Below are 16,141 nucleotides of genomic sequence, written 5' to 3'. Positions count from 1 at the left end.
AAAAGTAAAATTATCTTAACCTCCCACCGATGCTTAGTTGCTCATTTTGGATAAAGTCAAGCTTAGAAGATTAGGGATGGCAAGTAGAATACAACCTCTCAATTAAAAGATAAGGAGATGCAGATGTAGTGCTGCATTCTCCACAAGGGAAAATTAAATTAAAGATAGGCTCAAAATAATGAAAATCTTTGCACTAATACCGAAAAATTTTAACCTAAGCAAGAAACTGACCACCCTAATGCTGACAATTTTTTTGGGAGGGCTTATTATCGGTAGTGTTATTTTTTATAATATTCTCTTTGACAGCGCTAAGAATGAACTAAATACACAAGCTAATGTACTCATCTCAACTATGGACTCTGTTCGGAGGTATAACCAGGATAAAGTGCATCCTCTGTTAGAGAAGCAATCAGAAGAGAAATTGTTATTAGAGTCTATTCCTTCCTACGCTGTACATGAAGTATTTGATATTCTTACCAATAGCTACAAAGATAAGTACGGAGAATATCGTTATAAAGATGCGATGATTAACCCGACTAATCTCAAGGATAAAGCTACAGACGAGGAGATAAAGATTATAGATAAATTAAGCCTAAGTCAACAAGATAAATTAGTGGGGCAAAATATAGATCAAGGTTTTCTCATGATAAATGGTGAAAACAAATTCTATAGTGCTCGTCCTATCAAAATTACTCAAAGTAGTTGCTTGAACTGTCACAGCAGTCTAGATAAATCTCCCAAATCATTACAGATTTTATATGAACAAGGTAAATATAAACCTAATCAAGGGTTTGGCTGGGAATTGAACAAAATTATCGGTACTAAGATTATTTACGTCCCTGCCAAGCAAGTATATAAAACTACCAATGAGCATTTTGTCCTCATCCTAGTAATTTTTACTGCAATTTTTGCTGTGACTATATTCTTAGCAACCCTCTGGCTGAAAAAATATGTCGTTCAACCTCTTAATCGAATAACTCAAGTTGCAGAGGCAGTAAGTTTAGGCGACATGGATGTTGAATTCAAGAAACACTCAGATGATGAAATAGGGCGTTTAGCGGATGCTTTTACGCGCATGAAGACGAGTTTAGAAATTGCCCTCAAAAGGCTTATCAAAAAAAGAGAGCGCAATAACGATGAGTCATCATAGATATTCCTTGAACTGTTTTGCATTTTGAGGATTAGGAATTTCGGTAGATAGTAACTCAACCAGTTGTTGTGGTAGTATTCGTGGATGTTCAGCGAGAGTATCCTCCAGAATAAAACGCGCCACTGGTCCAATATAACGGGCGAGTTCTCGTTGACAACGCTCTAAAAATGTTGGATCAAGGGAAGTAGATGTTTCGGTTGCTGGTTGAGCTTTTGGAATGGTTTTAATGCTATTTGAAAAAGCCTCTGGCTGTTGCTGTATCTGTTGGATAGGCTCTACTATAAGTGTTGTCAATTTAGCTTCTATAGGGGCTAGATCTTCGTATCTAACTTCTAAAGACTGCTGAAAACTATTGACTTTTTCTAGTTGTTTTTCTAGCTCTACCTGTTTGCCTGTTTCCGCTTCCTGTTGTCGCTGTCTCTGGGACTCTTCTTCTTTTACTTTATCTTGCTCCTTAGCTTTTGCCTGAGCGAGAATCCGTTTTTCAATTTGCTCTGCATCCTCAGATTTGATCCCTAAATCCCTCTGGCGAAGCTTCAAAGCCTCTTTGCTTTTATCACTAAGGGGATACTCCTGTTGAATTATTTTAAGGAAAGTTTTCTCGTATTTTTGCAGATTTTCCTTATACTTTTTATAAGGCGCAAAAGCGCAGGTTTTTAATTCGCCAGCCTCTTCAGGAGTCAATCCCAATTCTTCTCGAATTTCATCTAGCGTATCTTGTGCAGGGATAGATATCTCTCCATCAAAAGATAAAATCTCCTCAACCTTCTTAAGATATTGATTCTGTGCTGCTTCCTTCTGCTTGAATTTTTGCTGGTGCTGCTCAAACAAACGTTCAGCTACTATACGAATCCCCTGAATCACATCCAAAAAGGCTTCGTTTGGATTTGTCCAAGTCGTTATCGGCTTTGCATTCTTGGGAAAAGCTTGGTATTTGCTGAAAGGAAGCCATGTCCAGTCACAGGGTTCTAGGATAATGGGGACGACTATCGCTTCTCCAGCCTCATGCCGCTTAATTGCTTGTTCCACTTCAATTTCAGAGCAATAATTTGAGAAAATAAAATCAGGGCTAATCAACAGCAAGATAATGTCAGCTTTATTCAGGTTATCATCGATTTGCTTTGCCCACTCCATGCCTGCTTCAATCTTGTGATCATGCCAAGAATCTATCACTTTTTGCCGCTTCAGGGAAGCTAAGTGCTTATCTAATTGTTGCCGAAGTTCTTCATCTCTATGTGAGTAGGAAATAAAAAGTTCAACCGATTTACCTGCCATATTATTACAACTCCATAGGTGGATCATTTAAGCTGTTCGTTGGCTTAGAGCTGATTCGTAAAGAAAATATTAAGAGTACTCAACTCTTTACTAGATCGGAGTTTCAGCGAATAAATGCGTTATTGACTTAAATTACTGAAACCCTTACTAGACAAGTACTTTACTTGAGTTTACAAATTAGCTCTTATTTCGATCTAAGTTTTCAAATTACTAACAACAGAATAAATGTTTCAAACTTTCTCAAAATTGTGTTTGCTACCAACTAGTTCATTTGAACTATAAACAACGAATAAAGAGGGCGATGAAAATTTTTTTAAAAAAATTGAAATCTTTGTCAAATATAGGTTTTATGAAATTAGAACAAATATTTAAAAATGAGCGAACGAACAGTTTAAGCTCCTAAACTCAAGCATAACTATTTAAGTCAGCGTAGATATAGCGTAGCTGATATCAGGGGTAAGATAGAGTGGAAGTATTATTATATAAGCTTTTTAGCTATTACTTTTTTATAAATCATCCTTTCCTAGTTTACTTCTGTTAGACAAAGCTGGCACAGGGTTGTCACGAAAGAATAAACTTTTTAACCTATACCATATGATATAGCAAATGATATATCATATGGTATGTATTAGCTACATTTTAGCTTGATGACAATCCGGAAAAGTACAGAAAATTTTTTGTCTTTAACTATAAAGCAAAAATTGATGCACCCGTTGCCTAATTACTTACAAAACTATAGTGGCTTCCCGCCCTTAGGGACTTCCAAATAAAAAAATAATCAATCGTTTTGGTAAGCAGGGGGAGCAGGGGGAGCAGGGGAAGCAGGGGAAGCAGGGGGAGAAGAAATCGGATAGTCGTATTGGATTACAGGAATTGAGTAATTTAATTTTTGGAAGTCCCTTATGTCAGATGGGCGCTCGCTGACTAACCCCTCAATGGTTAGTTTCACACCTGAAATACTTTCTCTAGCCAGGGGTTGAACAGGCAATAAAATAATATAGAAAAATATGGCAACTTTTGTAGGTTGTGATACGCTATCTGCTTGAGGAGTGTTAAGGAACCGAAAATGACTAAGCTGCGCGTGGGGTTACTGTTTGGCGGTCGTTCGGGAGAACATGAAGTTTCGATCAACTCAGCACGGGCGATCGCTAAAGCCTTGAGTGCAGAACAAAATGCTAGTAAGTACGAAATACTGCCTTTTTACATCCAAAAAGATGGACGTTGGCTAGCAGGAGAAGCACCGCAAAAGGTTTTAGCAACCGGCAGTCCGCTACTGGAATCTGAACAATCAACTTCTGAGGGACATCTGACATCCAACCCTCAAGCCCAAACCCTCAACAAGTGGCAATCTCCCTCTCAAGTTGCCCAAGTGGATGTTTGGTTTCCCGTTCTCCACGGCCCCAACGGTGAAGACGGGACAATTCAAGGGTTACTCACCTTGATGCAAGTTCCCTTTGTTGGTTCTGGGGTGTTAGGTTCGGCAATGGGGATGGATAAAATAGCCATGAAAATGGCTTTTGAGCAAGCGGGACTACCACAGGTGAAATACAAGCCGATAACTAGAGCGCAGGTTTGGTCTAATCCTTGCGTGTTTCCGAAACTGTGTGATGAAATTGAGGCAGCATTAGGTTATCCCGCTTTTGTCAAGCCTGCTAATTTGGGTTCATCAGTCGGTATTGCCAAAGTGCGATCGCGCCAAGAATTAGAAGCCGCCTTAGATAATGCTGCCAGTTATGACCGCCGACTAGTTGTAGAAGCTGGTGTCGTCGCCAGGGAAGTCGAGTGTGCCGTTTTAGGTAACGATCAACCCCAAGCCTCTGTCGTTGGAGAGATTATATATGACAGTGACTTTTACGACTATGAAACTAAATATACTGAAGGATTAGCAGATTTACTGATACCTGCACCGATTCCAGATGCGATCGCCCGTCAAATTAAAGACATGGCTTTGCAAGCTTTTGCAGCTGTTGACGCTGCGGGGTTGGCAAGGGTAGATTTTTTCTACGTGGAAGCGACAAAAGAAGTTTTGATTAACGAAATCAATACGTTACCAGGCTTTACTGTGACGAGTATGTATCCCCGACTCTGGGCCCATAGTGGAGTCTCTTTTCCAGAATTAGTTGATCGGTTAATTCAACTGGCGATCGCTAGGCATTCTCCTAGTTAACCCAGAAAACAAGCGAACTGATTTCCAGCTGATTACGGCAAAAGTTACCAGAAATACAGAATTTTGGCAAAAGTTAGCCAGATTTTAGTAGCCTTTATTTTTCAAAAAAGCTACTTGAATCTGGACTTTTATTACGGATACCTGATGCTTGACTCCTCCAGTACAATTTATTGACTAGAGGGGTACAAATCTGAAAGTAATCATGGAAAAAAGTCAGAGTGTACAGCGCGAGCCAACCCAACGAACAGAGGGGACTCCAGAGCTGACAAACAGGAAATCGAGACTAAGAAAAAGCTCGAATGTTCTGATATATCTGGTTGCACATCATCCTTGGCTATTGTTAACTGGGTTTTTAGCAATGTTTATCGGAGGTGGTGCCTTTGCCCTGTATAGCTTGGGTAATGCTGGGCAAGTAGCACAAGAAGAACCAGAAAAAATCCCAGTTATAATTGAAGAACCAATCAATGCGCCCTCTGAGAATAGTAATCCTACACCTTTATGGATGTTGGCTGCGATCGTCCTCAGCTGTAGTAGTGGTTGCTTGCTCATTTTCCGAATACTCAACCGGAAAACGCAACCGCAAAAAGTTCAAAAACAGATTAACCGTCATCAGGCACGCTTGGCACAGAACCATTACCAAAGATTGGAACCACGCCTTCCCAAGAACCAGCCAATTTTTGTGCCACAGCGACAACTGATGCCGATTATGCAGATGCCATCTAAAACAAAACATCTGGTGACGGTTCTACCAACAGAACATAAGCACCACTTGGATACGCCTACAGAATCTTTGGCAGACTTGATGGATCTTCGTAAAGATAGTTCATTATTTGCAATTTTACGTCAGTATTAATAGTACTGTAAAGCAAAAACCTATCAAGTTAATACTTTTTGCGAATTAAGGCACGATAAAACCGTGCCTTTACTACTTTCTACAGTAGATTTCAAGTTTGTGATGTACAAAAATACCCTACCCGCGCTGTCGCGTACCCTCCCCAATGCATCGGGGAACCACTGCCTTGGGGAGCCAGCGCGGTCTTCTCCCATTCGTGAGAGGCTAGCGCCTCTCGTAGGATGCCCGAACGCAAGAGCGTCTCCTTTAGGAGAAGGGCTGTAGGGAGAAGCAAATGGCGTGAGGGTTGCAGGGAGGGGGATGTACTTCATTTACTTGCAAAGTGCTGTATATCTAGCATTTATATAGCAGTTACTCATACCAATTCTGTATGAAAATGCGCTTATAAGACTTACACAAAACAACACCCTGTAGGGGTAATTCATGAATTGCCCCTACGTGAATAAAGCGCAACCGCACATAGAATTGGTATCAATGCAGAAAAAGCAGTGGCCCGTCCGGTTAAACTGATAAGGAAGAAAATAGCAGATCAAGCAGTGAATAACATAGTGCGGTTAGTTTTGACAGCAATATTGCTGGTGCTAGTGACAGCTTGTGGCAGTATTGGACTGCTACCGACTAGCGAGTTAGTGCAAAAAGCGATCGCACTTGGACTAGAACAAACTCAACAAAAACTTAGCCAACAGTTGGATCTAGATTTTCAAGGATTTGAAATCAAACGGCTATCAATTACCCAGGAACAACCCCTGACGATTGAAAATCTACCAGCTTTCCGCGTTCGGGGAACCTATGACTTAATTGTTAAGTTACCAAAACGGCGCTTGACGCAACCACAACAACCCTTTGACGTTTACCTGCAAATTCAGCAAGAAGGTAAAACTTGGCGATCGCTAATTCCAGAAAAAGGTAGTGAAAGTACTCAATCAACTTGGCGCAGTTATCTAATTGAGTAAACCTGGTACTTTTTTACGGTTGCGTAAGAATTGTAAACCAGTAGCGCAAACACCAAATGCCAGTAAACCTGACATAAAACTGGGTTCGGGAACACTAGTAGTAGATACAGAATTTATACTTACAGCAAAGTCTTTATTCAAGTCTACATTATCAGCAAATGAGCTGTCGGCAGCACCAATAAATATAAATTTTGCATCAATGGGAACTTGCACAATAGCCCCATTAAAATCTCCACGTGAGATGTAAAAAATACTATTATCTAAACACTGCGATGGAAGACAACCGTTGGTAAGAATTGCATTCATAGCACCAGGAACTCTATCAGTCGTTGCACCATTATACTCTCCACTGCTTGGTAGCAATCTACTGTCAGTGCTGAAAGTAGCCCACATTGCACCAAAGTATTCGTCAGTCGGATCACCAAAGGGTGAAAAACTGCCAAACCGTTCCAGTTTAATTGTGTCCCCTGAATTAATTCCCAAATCTATTAGAGAAAAAGGTACGCTATCAGGACTAAATGTATATGAGGAAATAAAACTTGCACTGGGGTCGATGTTGAATTTCGATGCAAAAGCTTGAGCAGAATCAATTTTGAATAGTAGTACTAAGCTGAAGGCAGTTCTAGCAGTTGCAACTGATAATTTGGTGAATAATTTCGGAATTTTCTGATTTCTCAAAAAGGTTGACATAAAAGTTCTTACAAATTGTTAATTACTGGAGTCAGACAGAAAGTGAGGTATCAAGTAAGAAATCAGCTATTTTACTGTTTAATTTAAATTTGCAAGTATCTTTAAATACCTAGTTGTAAAACTATCTTATAAAATCTCAAATTGTCAATCTACCAATAGCTAGTTGACAAGTGATAAAAATACTAAATCACAGCTTTTTATCTACGTTTTGCTTGATGAATTGAAATCTCCTTATCAGGACTTACGCAAAATCATGATAAAACTAATCGCAAAGGACGCAAAGGACGCAAAGGAATAAGAGTTTCAGAGAGTTCTTGCGTAAGTCCTGCTTATAAGGGCGAAAGTTCTGCGCCGCCTCTCCCAAATTCTGATAAATGGTGGCATGAGGCTATTGTTCCAAAGTCAAAGCCACAAACTCTTCGGATGGAAAAACTTTTTATCGGTAATTAACACTTAAAAAGTTCAAGAAATAAAGCTAAGGCATTTACGCTACTTTGTCGAAGTTGCAGAAGAACTACATTAAAGATTTTTGAAGTTTGAATTCCCCACAGTAGGATATGTGCAATTAGAAAAACTATCACAAGCATTCTGAACACAAAAATTTTGAAGTTTGAATTCCCCAAGGTGGGATATGTGCTACTATAAAAACCATCACAAGCATTTCCGTATAACTGCCGGGGCAAGTCAGGATCGAGGTGATAGTTTCACCAAAGACAGGGCAAGATGTATATTAACTTTTTCATCAGTTCCATTGCTGGAATTGTGGTTGTGGTGCTAACGGCTTTTGGCTTACTGCAATGGTTGCACATCCCTACTGGTAACTTTCTTGATTGGGTGATTGGTGGTGCAAGTTTTTGGTGGCTGTTGGTAATTGTTACCGTACCGTGGAATGTACATTTTCAAGCCAAAGAAGTCTTAGCAGAAGCAGCGCAATCCAAGGAGAAAGGAATTCCAGTCGATGAGAAACAAGTGAAGTATGTCACAGTGTTGGCAAAGCGATCGCTCTGGGTTGCCATTGCTTTACACTTATTCTCAACCGTTGGTCTTTATACTCTTGCTGCTACTGGTATTAGTACGGTGGGATATATCAGTTCTGGTGCAGCTTTGTTATTAACAATTCTGCGTCCAGCTATTCGCGCTTACGAGTATTTATATGCGCGGTTAGCAATGATTCGCCAAGAATGGAAGTATCCGCGCGAAGATATTGTTGAACTGCGCGATCGCTTCTCTATATTAGAACAAAAAATCCAGTCATTGGAAGATCAACTCAACCCTGAACAACCCTATTCCTTACCCGCAACTCAACAACGCTTTGCCGAAGAAACTCGCAGAGATTTAGCCCGAATTGCGGCTAATTTTGAGGAATTACGGGCGACAAATCAAACGGAACATGAGCGTTTGGGGAGAGAAGCTAGAAATGCGATCGCCCAACTTTCCACTGACGGGCAATTTCTCGATCATGTCCGCGAAATTATTCGATTTTTTAAGACTGCTTAATTATTACTCTCATAGCTAACCGAATTTTAAATTTTGGATAATAGAATTAAATATTCATCATCCAAAATTTAAAAAGTTTCTTCAAAGAGGGTTAACTAGATACAAACAGGAAGAAAGGTTTCACATAACATAAATGGCAGGGATTTGGTATATAAAGACATTGGTAATTTCCAGGGCAAGGGAGAAAACCAAATATGTTATAACTTTGTAACGGTTGATGTTTGGTGAAGCTCACATAACTTCAGGAGTACTCACGGTGAATCAGATCCAACTGACTTTAACTATTGGTTACTTATTCATGACATGCTATTTTTTAAGCAATTGGTTAATATTTTCCTTGCGTCATCCTGCTTCCACTCCAGAAGATAAATTTTTATCGTTTGTGATGTTTTTGGTAACAACTATCTTCTGGCCTCTGATGATTCCAATGTCTTGTTTAGAAATGGTTCAAAAAAAGCAAATAGATTTTAATAAAATGATTCCTGTTCTCTTAGCAATATTTATATTTAGTATTTCATATTATTTGACCGAATAATTCATAATTAATCGTTGCCGCCCCCAAGCCATTTTAAAAAGAGGGGCTTAATTCAATAGGCTTGGGTTAATAGAGCTTTTGCTATATGTGGGGTCATACCAGGCAAAACATCCAATCCATCATGGGCAGATAAAAAACCCTACATCCGCGTGTGACAGCGATTGTAGGGCTGGTGTGTAATGAGGTGTCGCATTCTGAAATCTTTTAAATTGTATGAAAGGATTTCAAACGGATTAAACAACTGCGGGGGGATATCTGGGTAATGCTGAGGTTATAGTTTATTGAATTTGCTGAGGGTTGGCTATTTTACTGAAAAAATTGCTAATCGAATGCTGGTAGCTTTTTCTTAGTTCTTTTTAGAGAGATGACGACTCACAACAGTTTACTAACAAAAATCATTCAGCCCGTTAATTAGCTTTAGTTTCTCCCCACCTTGAAACCTCCCCCGCTCAAGAATTCTTCATTGAACAGTAACAAAATTTTATTAACGGCGTCTGCTGCCAAAACCACTTGAGCGGCGGGGTGCTGCACTCCGCCCACTACCAAAACCACTGCCAGAATTGCGTCTGGGTGAGGTGGCTCTGCCAGAGGGTCGCAACGTACTACCACCAAAACCAGAACCAGAAGGACGGTTATTACCTGTAGTGCTACGCGGTGTATTGCGTATAGTTGAATTTCCAGGATATGACCTTCTAATTGTCCCTGTATTGCGGAACGCAGTGCGATTTGTCACGGCTGCCGGTGGCGTATTGTAGCGAGTTTGGTAGTGTTGAACTGCTTGGCCATAGCTTGTGCCATATCCACCGAAGCCACTTAATCCTTGTCCTGATTGATAGACAGGGGGTACATAATACTGAGGTCTAAACAACATACTACCAATTGCCTGACCGGCCAAGCTACCAGCCACAGACCCAGCAAACGGTGCCCAGAAGTTATTTTCTCGACGGACTACAACCGTCTCTTGTTGTCCTGTTTGGGGATTGGTTTTATTCTCGGTAACGTTGTGGACATACTCAATTTTAAAGTCTTCCGTCAGATATAAAATCGGTTGTGCTTTTTCTACCTTTAGATAGGTTTTCTTACCCTGCTTGATTTCATCATCAGTTAAGCGTGCCATTTGCAAATTTTCGGTTGCAAAGGTTGGGGGATTATTGTTAAGTAAAAACAGGCTGTACTCCCCAGTTGAATCGTCATAAGTAGCTTGTTGTATTTGATACTGCCCATCCCTAAGGTTGGTGTTAGTAGAAGTTTGGCTAACGTTCTTAGGTGGAGGAGTAGTTTGGTTTCCGCCACCACAAGCGACAGTTGTGATACACAAACTCAGAGCTAAAAAAACGGCTGTAAATTTACGTACTATGGTCATGATCATTGGATTATTGTCCTATCTCTGAGCTTAACAATTTCTCGATGTGAGTAGTAAGTACGGACTACCCAACAGATTACAAAGGAATCAATTCTGGATAATATTGCAACAGTTGATCGTTAGTCAGTTCATCGCCTAACTGTGCTGGCGAGAAATGCACTTGGATTGCCTTGAATCTATGTTTATAATGCAAATTTATCAATGCTTTCAATCCTTCTTTGAGTGCCTGAACGTTAGAAAGATCAGTTTCTAACTCTAGTACTTCTCCTTCATAAGCTACTGTAATCATCACAATTACGTTGCGGGTTACAGGTATAGATAAAGGTTCATTCAATCCAGATCCAGAGTCAGAACTGTAATCTGGTTCACTGAGATATCTTTGGGCAGAGTCAGTAAATAATTCATTTACGTAATCCCCTGCCTCGCCTTCATCCCAAAATACGTCACCTTCGTTGGCAGCAGAAAGCCAATATTCATCGTATTGCAGCAGGGTTTGACTAATTTCTACTAATCCTTCTCCCAAAACTTCTAAGTCGCCATCAACATCGATCGCATCCCGTCCAGCACTATTTAATACTCCCAAAATTGGTGCTACCTCACCTCCCCCTAAGTGCAGAAATAGGCGAAAGACTACATAGCGAGTTCGACCGATCATTTTATTAAAGGTATCACGCATTTTTATCCTCCATAAATTTGCTTTTTGTTATTTGCCCAATGCCCCATGTTTAATGACTAATATAGTGAAATCCTTTGACAAAATCCATAACTATATTTAACGAAGGTAAAATATATTTTGTTGATTCATGGGATATATAATCATAAGCTGAAGCATTGACAGAGCGATTAATAAATTTTTTCCCAAAGTTAGGATGGTCATGGACAATCAAAGTGTGGGCGCTGGAATTTGTTAAAACTATTTGGGTTGGGGCTTTGCAAAAATTTAACTTTGCGGCTACTTCGATATTTTTTTTCATCTGTTTAATTGTTGTAGCCTGACTCATGGCTTGCTCTACAATAATATTTAATTGTTTCACCATCTGAGGCAATTTTAAATCTTGGTTTACAACAAGTTCACTGTTAATCATTTCCAGCATACTGGAAATATTATTTTGGGTAGATACCGCATCTAGAAAGGGAAGAATCACAATGTAAGCAGTGGAAAATAATGCTTCGTCGCTATCTACATAAAAGGTAAAAACAGTTCGACGACGCCCACTTTCGATGCTTGGGGGTTGTTTCAGCCCCCGGTATTCCTGAGCAATTTGGTAGTAAGCGCCAGCGATCGCAAAATTGGCTTCGTGTTCTAGGGCTGCATCAACAATAATTCGGATTGTTGGCGCTGTTTCGTTAAAAAAATCTCGTGAGTCTTCGGAATGGAACTTTTGGATAATGGAGCGATCGCCTGCGGGGCTAAGATCAACCCATTCACAAGTTATGCCTTCGGTTTTTAAACCAAACCTGGAGGTGGCAAAAAGCTTTGCCCCAGTTAAAGTTGCTCCTGTTAAGTCAGCACCAATCCATTCCGCCTTAATTAATTTTGCCTGAGTCAAATCGGCGTGGATTAAAATTGTATTCGTTAAATTCGCATTGCTTAAATCTGCGCCAATTAAATTAGCCCCGCTCAATTTTGCGGCACTCAAATCTGCCCACCGGAGGTTCGCCCCGCTCAAATCTGCCCACCGGAGGTTTGCTCTGCTCAAGTCTGCCCCGCTCAGGTTAGCATGCCTGAGATTGGCTTGTCTGAGTTCAGCATCTCGCAAATTTGCGCCGCTAAGGTCAGAACGACTCAAGTCACTGGCATTTAAGTTAGCCATCTCCAAGTTGGCTCCCGTCAAGGAAGCGCCTCTCAATACGGCCTCACTCAAGTTAGCGTGACGGAGATTTGCTTGGCGGAGTGTCGCCTCTCGCAGGTCGGCACTGGTGAGGTCAGCTTCCAACAGGTCGGCGCGACTGAGGTCAGCCCGAATTAACTCGGCGCGGATCAACGACGCTTTTCTTAGTTGAGCGCGACTCAGATCCGCTCGAATCAAATTAGCGACGTTGAGACTAGCGTTGTTTAAGATGGCGCTGCATAAATTCGCGCCACTCAGTCTGGCTACATTCAGCTTGGCATTACTCAAGTTAGCTTCAGTCAGATTTGCGCCACTCAGGTTGACTATACTCAAATTAGCATCGCTAAAATTCACGCCACTGAGTTTGGCCCCACTCAGGTTAGCTTCTGCGAGGTCAACACCACTAAAGTCTAAGACTCCTGTCGCATATTGTTCTAGTAATTCCTCTACAGTCATCGATGCTACCCCTTGGATGCCAACTTTAATAGTTGGTAAACTCATAAAAAACGGAATGTCAAAATCAAAAATGAATATTGGGATTTTAGGACTGGGACTGATCGGCGGATCTTTGGGTTTTGATTTGCGATCGCAAGGACATCATATCTTAGGAGTCAGTCGCCGTGAAGCCACCTGTCAAAAGGCAGTTACCCTCGGCAGTGTTGATCAAGCATCAGTTGATCTGAGCCTATTGGCAGCCGCAGAGGTTGTATTTATTTGTACACCTCTCGCCCTTATTGTGCCCCAATTTGAGCAGTTGATCGCTCATTTGTCTGTCGCTACCGTCGTCACTGATGTGGGTTCGGCGAAAGCCCAGATAGTCAAGGCGATTTCTCCACTTTGGGATAATTTTATCGGCGGTCACCCAATGGCGGGAAAAACAGACAGTGGCATAGAAGCTGCACAACGGCATTTATTTGTCGATAAACCTTATGTACTAACACCGATCACTACAACATCAAACAGTGCAATTACGGTGGTGGAAGAAATTGTGCGATCGCTGGGATCGAATATCTACTATTGTCAACCTGAGCAACATGACCGCGCTGTTAGTTGGATTTCCCATTTACCTGTAATGGTCAGTTCTTCCTTGATTGCTGCTTGTTTGAGTGAAACTGACTCCGATGTTTTGCAATTAGCCCAAAAGTTAGCTAGTTCAGGTTTTCGGGATACGAGTCGTGTGGGTGGTGGGAATACAGAGTTGGGTGTGATGATGGCGCGGTATAATCGTCAAGCATTGCTGCGATCGCTGCAACAATATCGTCACAATCTCGATGAGTTGACTAACTTAATTGAGCAAGAGAATTGGGCCGTTTTAGAGGAAAAGTTAAAATCAACACAACAGGCACGACCTAATTTTGTTGAATAGTAGTCGGGTGCGTTTGGCTATCGATAACGCACCCATTTTAACATTTGGCGAGTTAATTACTTATTGGTTCAAGAATTCTAACAATAAAATCTTTAAAAAATGCTACTCAACAGTTTGATACTCACCAAACCGATGTATTATACAGATAAATTTACAAAAATCAACAATGGTAGAACGCCCAATCAAGAAATCGGAACGTCAGTCCCAAGAAAATACTGACAACAATTCCGAAAATTCGGATTCTATACCTCCTATTGAATCCAAACCCCAAAGCTCAAAACCGAGCCGAAATCGTTCGTCTGGCACAGGGAAAAAAGCATCCTATGGGGATGAAAACAGGCAGCCGGGGAATCCTGCCTTAGCGCGTGGCCCAAAACCCGTTAAACCTCCAGCCAAAGTCAAAATAGAAGAAGTTGAAACCGAATCGGAACCTATCTCTGAGGAGTCTCAAGACTAACATTACAAGTATTGCGTGTGATGTGGGAGGCTATAAGTATATGAAGACTGAGATTTCTGGCTTTGAAGGCAGTGATCAGGCCCCACATCACCATTGAGTTATTCTTATGTTGAATGCTTTTACATTAAACAAGTTTACTCATGGCACTTTTGTACGTAGGCGACGAATTAGTGCAGATCCAATTGGGACTTCCTTTAGCTTTAGCTGGAATGTTTCAAAGTATTTTATTCTTTTTTCTTTTAGCAACAGATATATTAATTTACAATCGGCTACGAGTGAAATAATAGGGAAATAAGCGGGATAGGCAAAGATCAGGGAGCAAAGGAGCAGAGGGGAAGTTGCAGTACAGTCTTTCCCCAGACCTCTGCTCCTGTGCCCCTCTGCCTTTTATGCCGAATGACGCCAGGTCGCACAAGTCGGGAAACCCGCCCATGCGACTGGCTCCCCAATGCCTAATATTTGAGGAGATTTAATGTGTCCAGTCGTAAATTATCTTTGTTACTGAAACTAATAATTATTACATTGGTTACTGGTGCTGGTAGTTTAGGTATCAGTTTGCTTTTAGCTACAAGCGGATTTGAACATCTGTTGGGAAATATAAAACCAAAAAGCGAGAGTGGTAAAGCCAGGCAGGACAAGCTGACGAGTGCATCCGCACAGAATATCAGCCCACTAACAAACCAGATGAATGCAATACCAAAGCCTTTTCAGGGAACAATCGTTTATCAAGCGAAACTGAAAGCAAACGATAAAGTCATCGCCCTAACTTTTGATGATGGCCCCGGCCCCAAAAATACGGCACAGATTTTAGAAATTTTGAAGAGAAATGATATCAAGGCGACATTCTTCATGATTGGACAAATGGTGAAATATTTTCCCCAAGTTGCCAAGCAAGTAGCTGCTGATGGTCATGTAATTGGTAATCACACATGGCATCATTGGTATTTTCAAATGGATGGAGCGACTGCGGCTAGTGAAATTGATCGCACAGCAGACATCATCTACAAAACTACTGGAGAGAAAACGACTCTGTTTCGCCCCCCTGGCGGCTTTCTGAATAATGGACTAGCCCAATATGCCAAAAACCAGAAGTACGCTGTCATGATGTGGTCAGAAGAGTCGGGAGATGCCGAACGTCGTTCGCCTCAAGTGCCAATGCTGGTCAAAAATGTGCTGAAACACGTAAAACCAGGTGCAATTGTACTGATGCACGATGGGGGCGGCAACCGTTCTAGATCTGTCAAGGCTTTACCAGAAATGATCGTTGGTTTGAAGGCCCAAGGCTATCGATTTGTGACGATTCCCCAACTCTTAGAAATGCAAGCCGAAGAACAACATCTGGCGCAGGTAGCTTCACCTACGGTTACAAAGGATGAACATCCAAATCAGCTTAATCATCAGTAATACGCTACGGTGAGCTACACCTCTAATTTTGGCAGCGCTAGGTGAATTAGTGACCGATAAATCGGTGGTGTTAAACCTGGGCGTGTGGCTGGTTTTATTGCTAGTTCAGTTACAGGTAATACTTACTTAGGATTATTGATTATTTATAGCACTAATATCAGGAATAGCGATCGCCTCGATTCATGCCCTGCTAGTAATCTTTTACTGCATTCAGACCGCAAACAGCTTCTCAGACACAAGCATCAAATGATTTAACAGAAATCTTCTTGGGATATTTTAAGAAGATAAATAGTGTTCTGGACTGATCAAATTTTTGTAAGAAAAGTTGCTTTGAGCCTCAGTATTAGCGATCGGCGATATCGGATATTGGGTCATCTTGCCGCACTGCCAGTCCCATTTCCCCCGAAAAAAATCGCTCTCCTATTTTTATGGCGTAGGCGTAGCCCGCCAACTTTTGGAGACGCTCCACGTAGCAAGTTTTAAGAGTAGGGGTACGGCATCGCAGAACTTTTCGATCTCCTGACCTTAAAAATGTAAAAGATGATATTTCTTTAGTGAAATTTTTTTATCTAGAAAAAACTTATCTTTTCGTGAAATAC

The 16,141-nt window shown here is 41.1% G+C and carries 15 protein-coding genes; 9 read left to right on the top strand and 6 right to left on the bottom strand.

Annotated features, from left to right (window positions below; translation table 11 throughout):
* Positions 1-178 precede the first annotated feature (178 nt).
* On the top strand, positions 179-1,150 hold the full coding sequence (locus V7K85_RS08630) for a c-type heme family protein (RefSeq protein ID WP_334812726.1): 972 nt from the start codon (positions 179-181) through the stop codon (positions 1,148-1,150).
* On the opposite strand, the gene V7K85_RS08625 is transcribed toward V7K85_RS08630, so the two are convergent.
* Positions 1,145-2,425 (bottom strand): TIR domain-containing protein, encoded by a 1,281-nt coding sequence (locus tag V7K85_RS08625; protein ID WP_334812725.1) that lies wholly within the window; start codon positions 2,423-2,425, stop codon positions 1,145-1,147. The two genes, V7K85_RS08630 and V7K85_RS08625, sit on opposite strands and share 6 nt — an antisense overlap.
* Positions 2,426-3,491: 1,066 nt before the next feature.
* On the opposite strand from V7K85_RS08625, the gene V7K85_RS08620 reads away from it, so the two are divergent.
* The 3 genes from V7K85_RS08620 (at position 3,492) to V7K85_RS08610 (ending at position 6,398) form a co-directional block, all read left to right on the top strand.
* Positions 3,492-4,592 (top strand): D-alanine--D-alanine ligase family protein, encoded by a 1,101-nt coding sequence (locus tag V7K85_RS08620; RefSeq protein WP_334812723.1) that lies wholly within the window; start codon positions 3,492-3,494, stop codon positions 4,590-4,592.
* Positions 4,593-4,794: 202 nt separating this feature from the next.
* The gene (locus tag V7K85_RS08615) at positions 4,795-5,445 is read left to right on the top strand and encodes a hypothetical protein (RefSeq protein WP_334812721.1); all 651 of its coding nucleotides are present in this window, start codon (positions 4,795-4,797) and stop codon (positions 5,443-5,445) included.
* 545 nt (positions 5,446-5,990) lie between these two features.
* Positions 5,991-6,398: a hypothetical protein gene (locus V7K85_RS08610; RefSeq protein WP_334812976.1), complete on the top strand. Its 408-nt coding sequence runs from the start codon at positions 5,991-5,993 to the stop codon at positions 6,396-6,398.
* Here the strand turns inward: V7K85_RS08610 and V7K85_RS08605 are convergent.
* The gene (locus V7K85_RS08605) at positions 6,387-7,088 is read right to left on the bottom strand and encodes a hypothetical protein (RefSeq protein WP_334812719.1); all 702 of its coding nucleotides are present in this window, start codon (positions 7,086-7,088) and stop codon (positions 6,387-6,389) included. The two genes, V7K85_RS08610 and V7K85_RS08605, sit on opposite strands and share 12 nt — an antisense overlap.
* Positions 7,089-7,811: 723 nt before the next feature.
* Between V7K85_RS08605 and V7K85_RS08600 the strand changes: the two genes are divergently transcribed.
* Positions 7,812-8,585 carry a hypothetical protein gene (locus V7K85_RS08600; RefSeq protein WP_334812717.1) on the top strand — a complete coding sequence of 258 codons (774 nt, stop codon included), beginning with the start codon at positions 7,812-7,814 and terminating at the stop codon, positions 8,583-8,585.
* A gap of 1,019 nt (positions 8,586-9,604) precedes the next feature.
* Here the strand turns inward: V7K85_RS08600 and V7K85_RS08595 are convergent.
* The 3 genes from V7K85_RS08595 to V7K85_RS08585 form a co-directional block, all read right to left on the bottom strand.
* Positions 9,605-10,489, bottom strand: a complete 885-nt coding sequence (locus tag V7K85_RS08595) for a hypothetical protein (RefSeq protein ID WP_334812715.1) — start codon at positions 10,487-10,489, stop codon at positions 9,605-9,607.
* 70 nt (positions 10,490-10,559) lie between these two features.
* Positions 10,560-11,159 carry a DUF1517 domain-containing protein gene (locus tag V7K85_RS08590; RefSeq protein WP_334812713.1) on the bottom strand — a complete coding sequence of 200 codons (600 nt, stop codon included), beginning with the start codon at positions 11,157-11,159 and terminating at the stop codon, positions 10,560-10,562.
* Positions 11,160-11,208: 49 nt separating this feature from the next.
* Positions 11,209-12,771, bottom strand: coding sequence for a pentapeptide repeat-containing protein (locus V7K85_RS08585; protein WP_334812975.1), 1,563 nt, complete (start codon positions 12,769-12,771; stop codon positions 11,209-11,211).
* A gap of 70 nt (positions 12,772-12,841) precedes the next feature.
* Here V7K85_RS08585 and V7K85_RS08580 point away from each other — a divergent pair, with 70 nt between their 5' ends.
* The 4 genes from V7K85_RS08580 (at position 12,842) to V7K85_RS08565 (ending at position 15,542) form a co-directional block, all read left to right on the top strand.
* Positions 12,842-13,681, top strand: a complete 840-nt coding sequence (locus V7K85_RS08580) for a prephenate/arogenate dehydrogenase (protein WP_334812974.1) — start codon at positions 12,842-12,844, stop codon at positions 13,679-13,681.
* A gap of 166 nt (positions 13,682-13,847) precedes the next feature.
* Complete coding sequence (locus V7K85_RS08575; protein WP_334812711.1) at positions 13,848-14,138, top strand: hypothetical protein; 291 nt, start codon at positions 13,848-13,850, stop codon at positions 14,136-14,138.
* Positions 14,139-14,278: 140 nt separating this feature from the next.
* The gene (locus V7K85_RS08570; protein ID WP_334812709.1) at positions 14,279-14,422 is read left to right on the top strand and encodes a hypothetical protein; all 144 of its coding nucleotides are present in this window, start codon (positions 14,279-14,281) and stop codon (positions 14,420-14,422) included.
* 190 nt (positions 14,423-14,612) lie between these two features.
* Positions 14,613-15,542, top strand: a complete 930-nt coding sequence (locus V7K85_RS08565) for a polysaccharide deacetylase family protein (protein ID WP_334812707.1) — start codon at positions 14,613-14,615, stop codon at positions 15,540-15,542.
* A gap of 343 nt (positions 15,543-15,885) precedes the next feature.
* Here V7K85_RS08565 and V7K85_RS08560 read toward each other — a convergent pair whose 3' ends face one another.
* Complete coding sequence (locus V7K85_RS08560; protein WP_334812705.1) at positions 15,886-16,011, bottom strand: hypothetical protein; 126 nt, start codon at positions 16,009-16,011, stop codon at positions 15,886-15,888.
* Positions 16,012-16,141: the final 130 nt, after the last annotated feature.

The organism is Nostoc sp. (assembly GCF_036917615.1).
GTDB lineage: Bacteria > Cyanobacteriota > Cyanobacteriia > Cyanobacteriales > Nostocaceae > Nostoc.
Note: the sequence above shows the minus strand (reverse complement) of the source record. Positions and strands in the feature narration are given on the sequence as shown.

Excerpts from the sequence above, each read along its gene's own strand:
- V7K85_RS08570 (WP_334812709.1), top strand. The coding sequence starts at position 14,279 with ATGGCACTTTTGTACGTAGGCGACGAATTAGTGCAGATCCAATTGGGA.
- V7K85_RS08580 (WP_334812974.1), top strand. The coding sequence starts at position 12,842 with ATGAATATTGGGATTTTAGGACTGGGACTGATCGGCGGATCTTTGGGT.
- V7K85_RS08625 (WP_334812725.1), bottom strand. The coding sequence starts at position 2,425 with ATGGCAGGTAAATCGGTTGAACTTTTTATTTCCTACTCACATAGAGAT.
- V7K85_RS08585 (WP_334812975.1), bottom strand. The coding sequence starts at position 12,771 with ATGACTGTAGAGGAATTACTAGAACAATATGCGACAGGAGTCTTAGAC.
- V7K85_RS08600 (WP_334812717.1), top strand. The coding sequence starts at position 7,812 with ATGTATATTAACTTTTTCATCAGTTCCATTGCTGGAATTGTGGTTGTG.
- V7K85_RS08605 (WP_334812719.1), bottom strand. The coding sequence starts at position 7,088 with ATGTCAACCTTTTTGAGAAATCAGAAAATTCCGAAATTATTCACCAAA.
- V7K85_RS08615 (WP_334812721.1), top strand. The coding sequence starts at position 4,795 with ATGGAAAAAAGTCAGAGTGTACAGCGCGAGCCAACCCAACGAACAGAG.
- V7K85_RS08590 (WP_334812713.1), bottom strand. The coding sequence starts at position 11,159 with ATGCGTGATACCTTTAATAAAATGATCGGTCGAACTCGCTATGTAGTC.
- V7K85_RS08575 (WP_334812711.1), top strand. The coding sequence starts at position 13,848 with ATGGTAGAACGCCCAATCAAGAAATCGGAACGTCAGTCCCAAGAAAAT.
- V7K85_RS08630 (WP_334812726.1), top strand. The coding sequence starts at position 179 with ATGAAAATCTTTGCACTAATACCGAAAAATTTTAACCTAAGCAAGAAA.
- V7K85_RS08595 (WP_334812715.1), bottom strand. The coding sequence starts at position 10,489 with ATGATCATGACCATAGTACGTAAATTTACAGCCGTTTTTTTAGCTCTG.
- V7K85_RS08620 (WP_334812723.1), top strand. The coding sequence starts at position 3,492 with ATGACTAAGCTGCGCGTGGGGTTACTGTTTGGCGGTCGTTCGGGAGAA.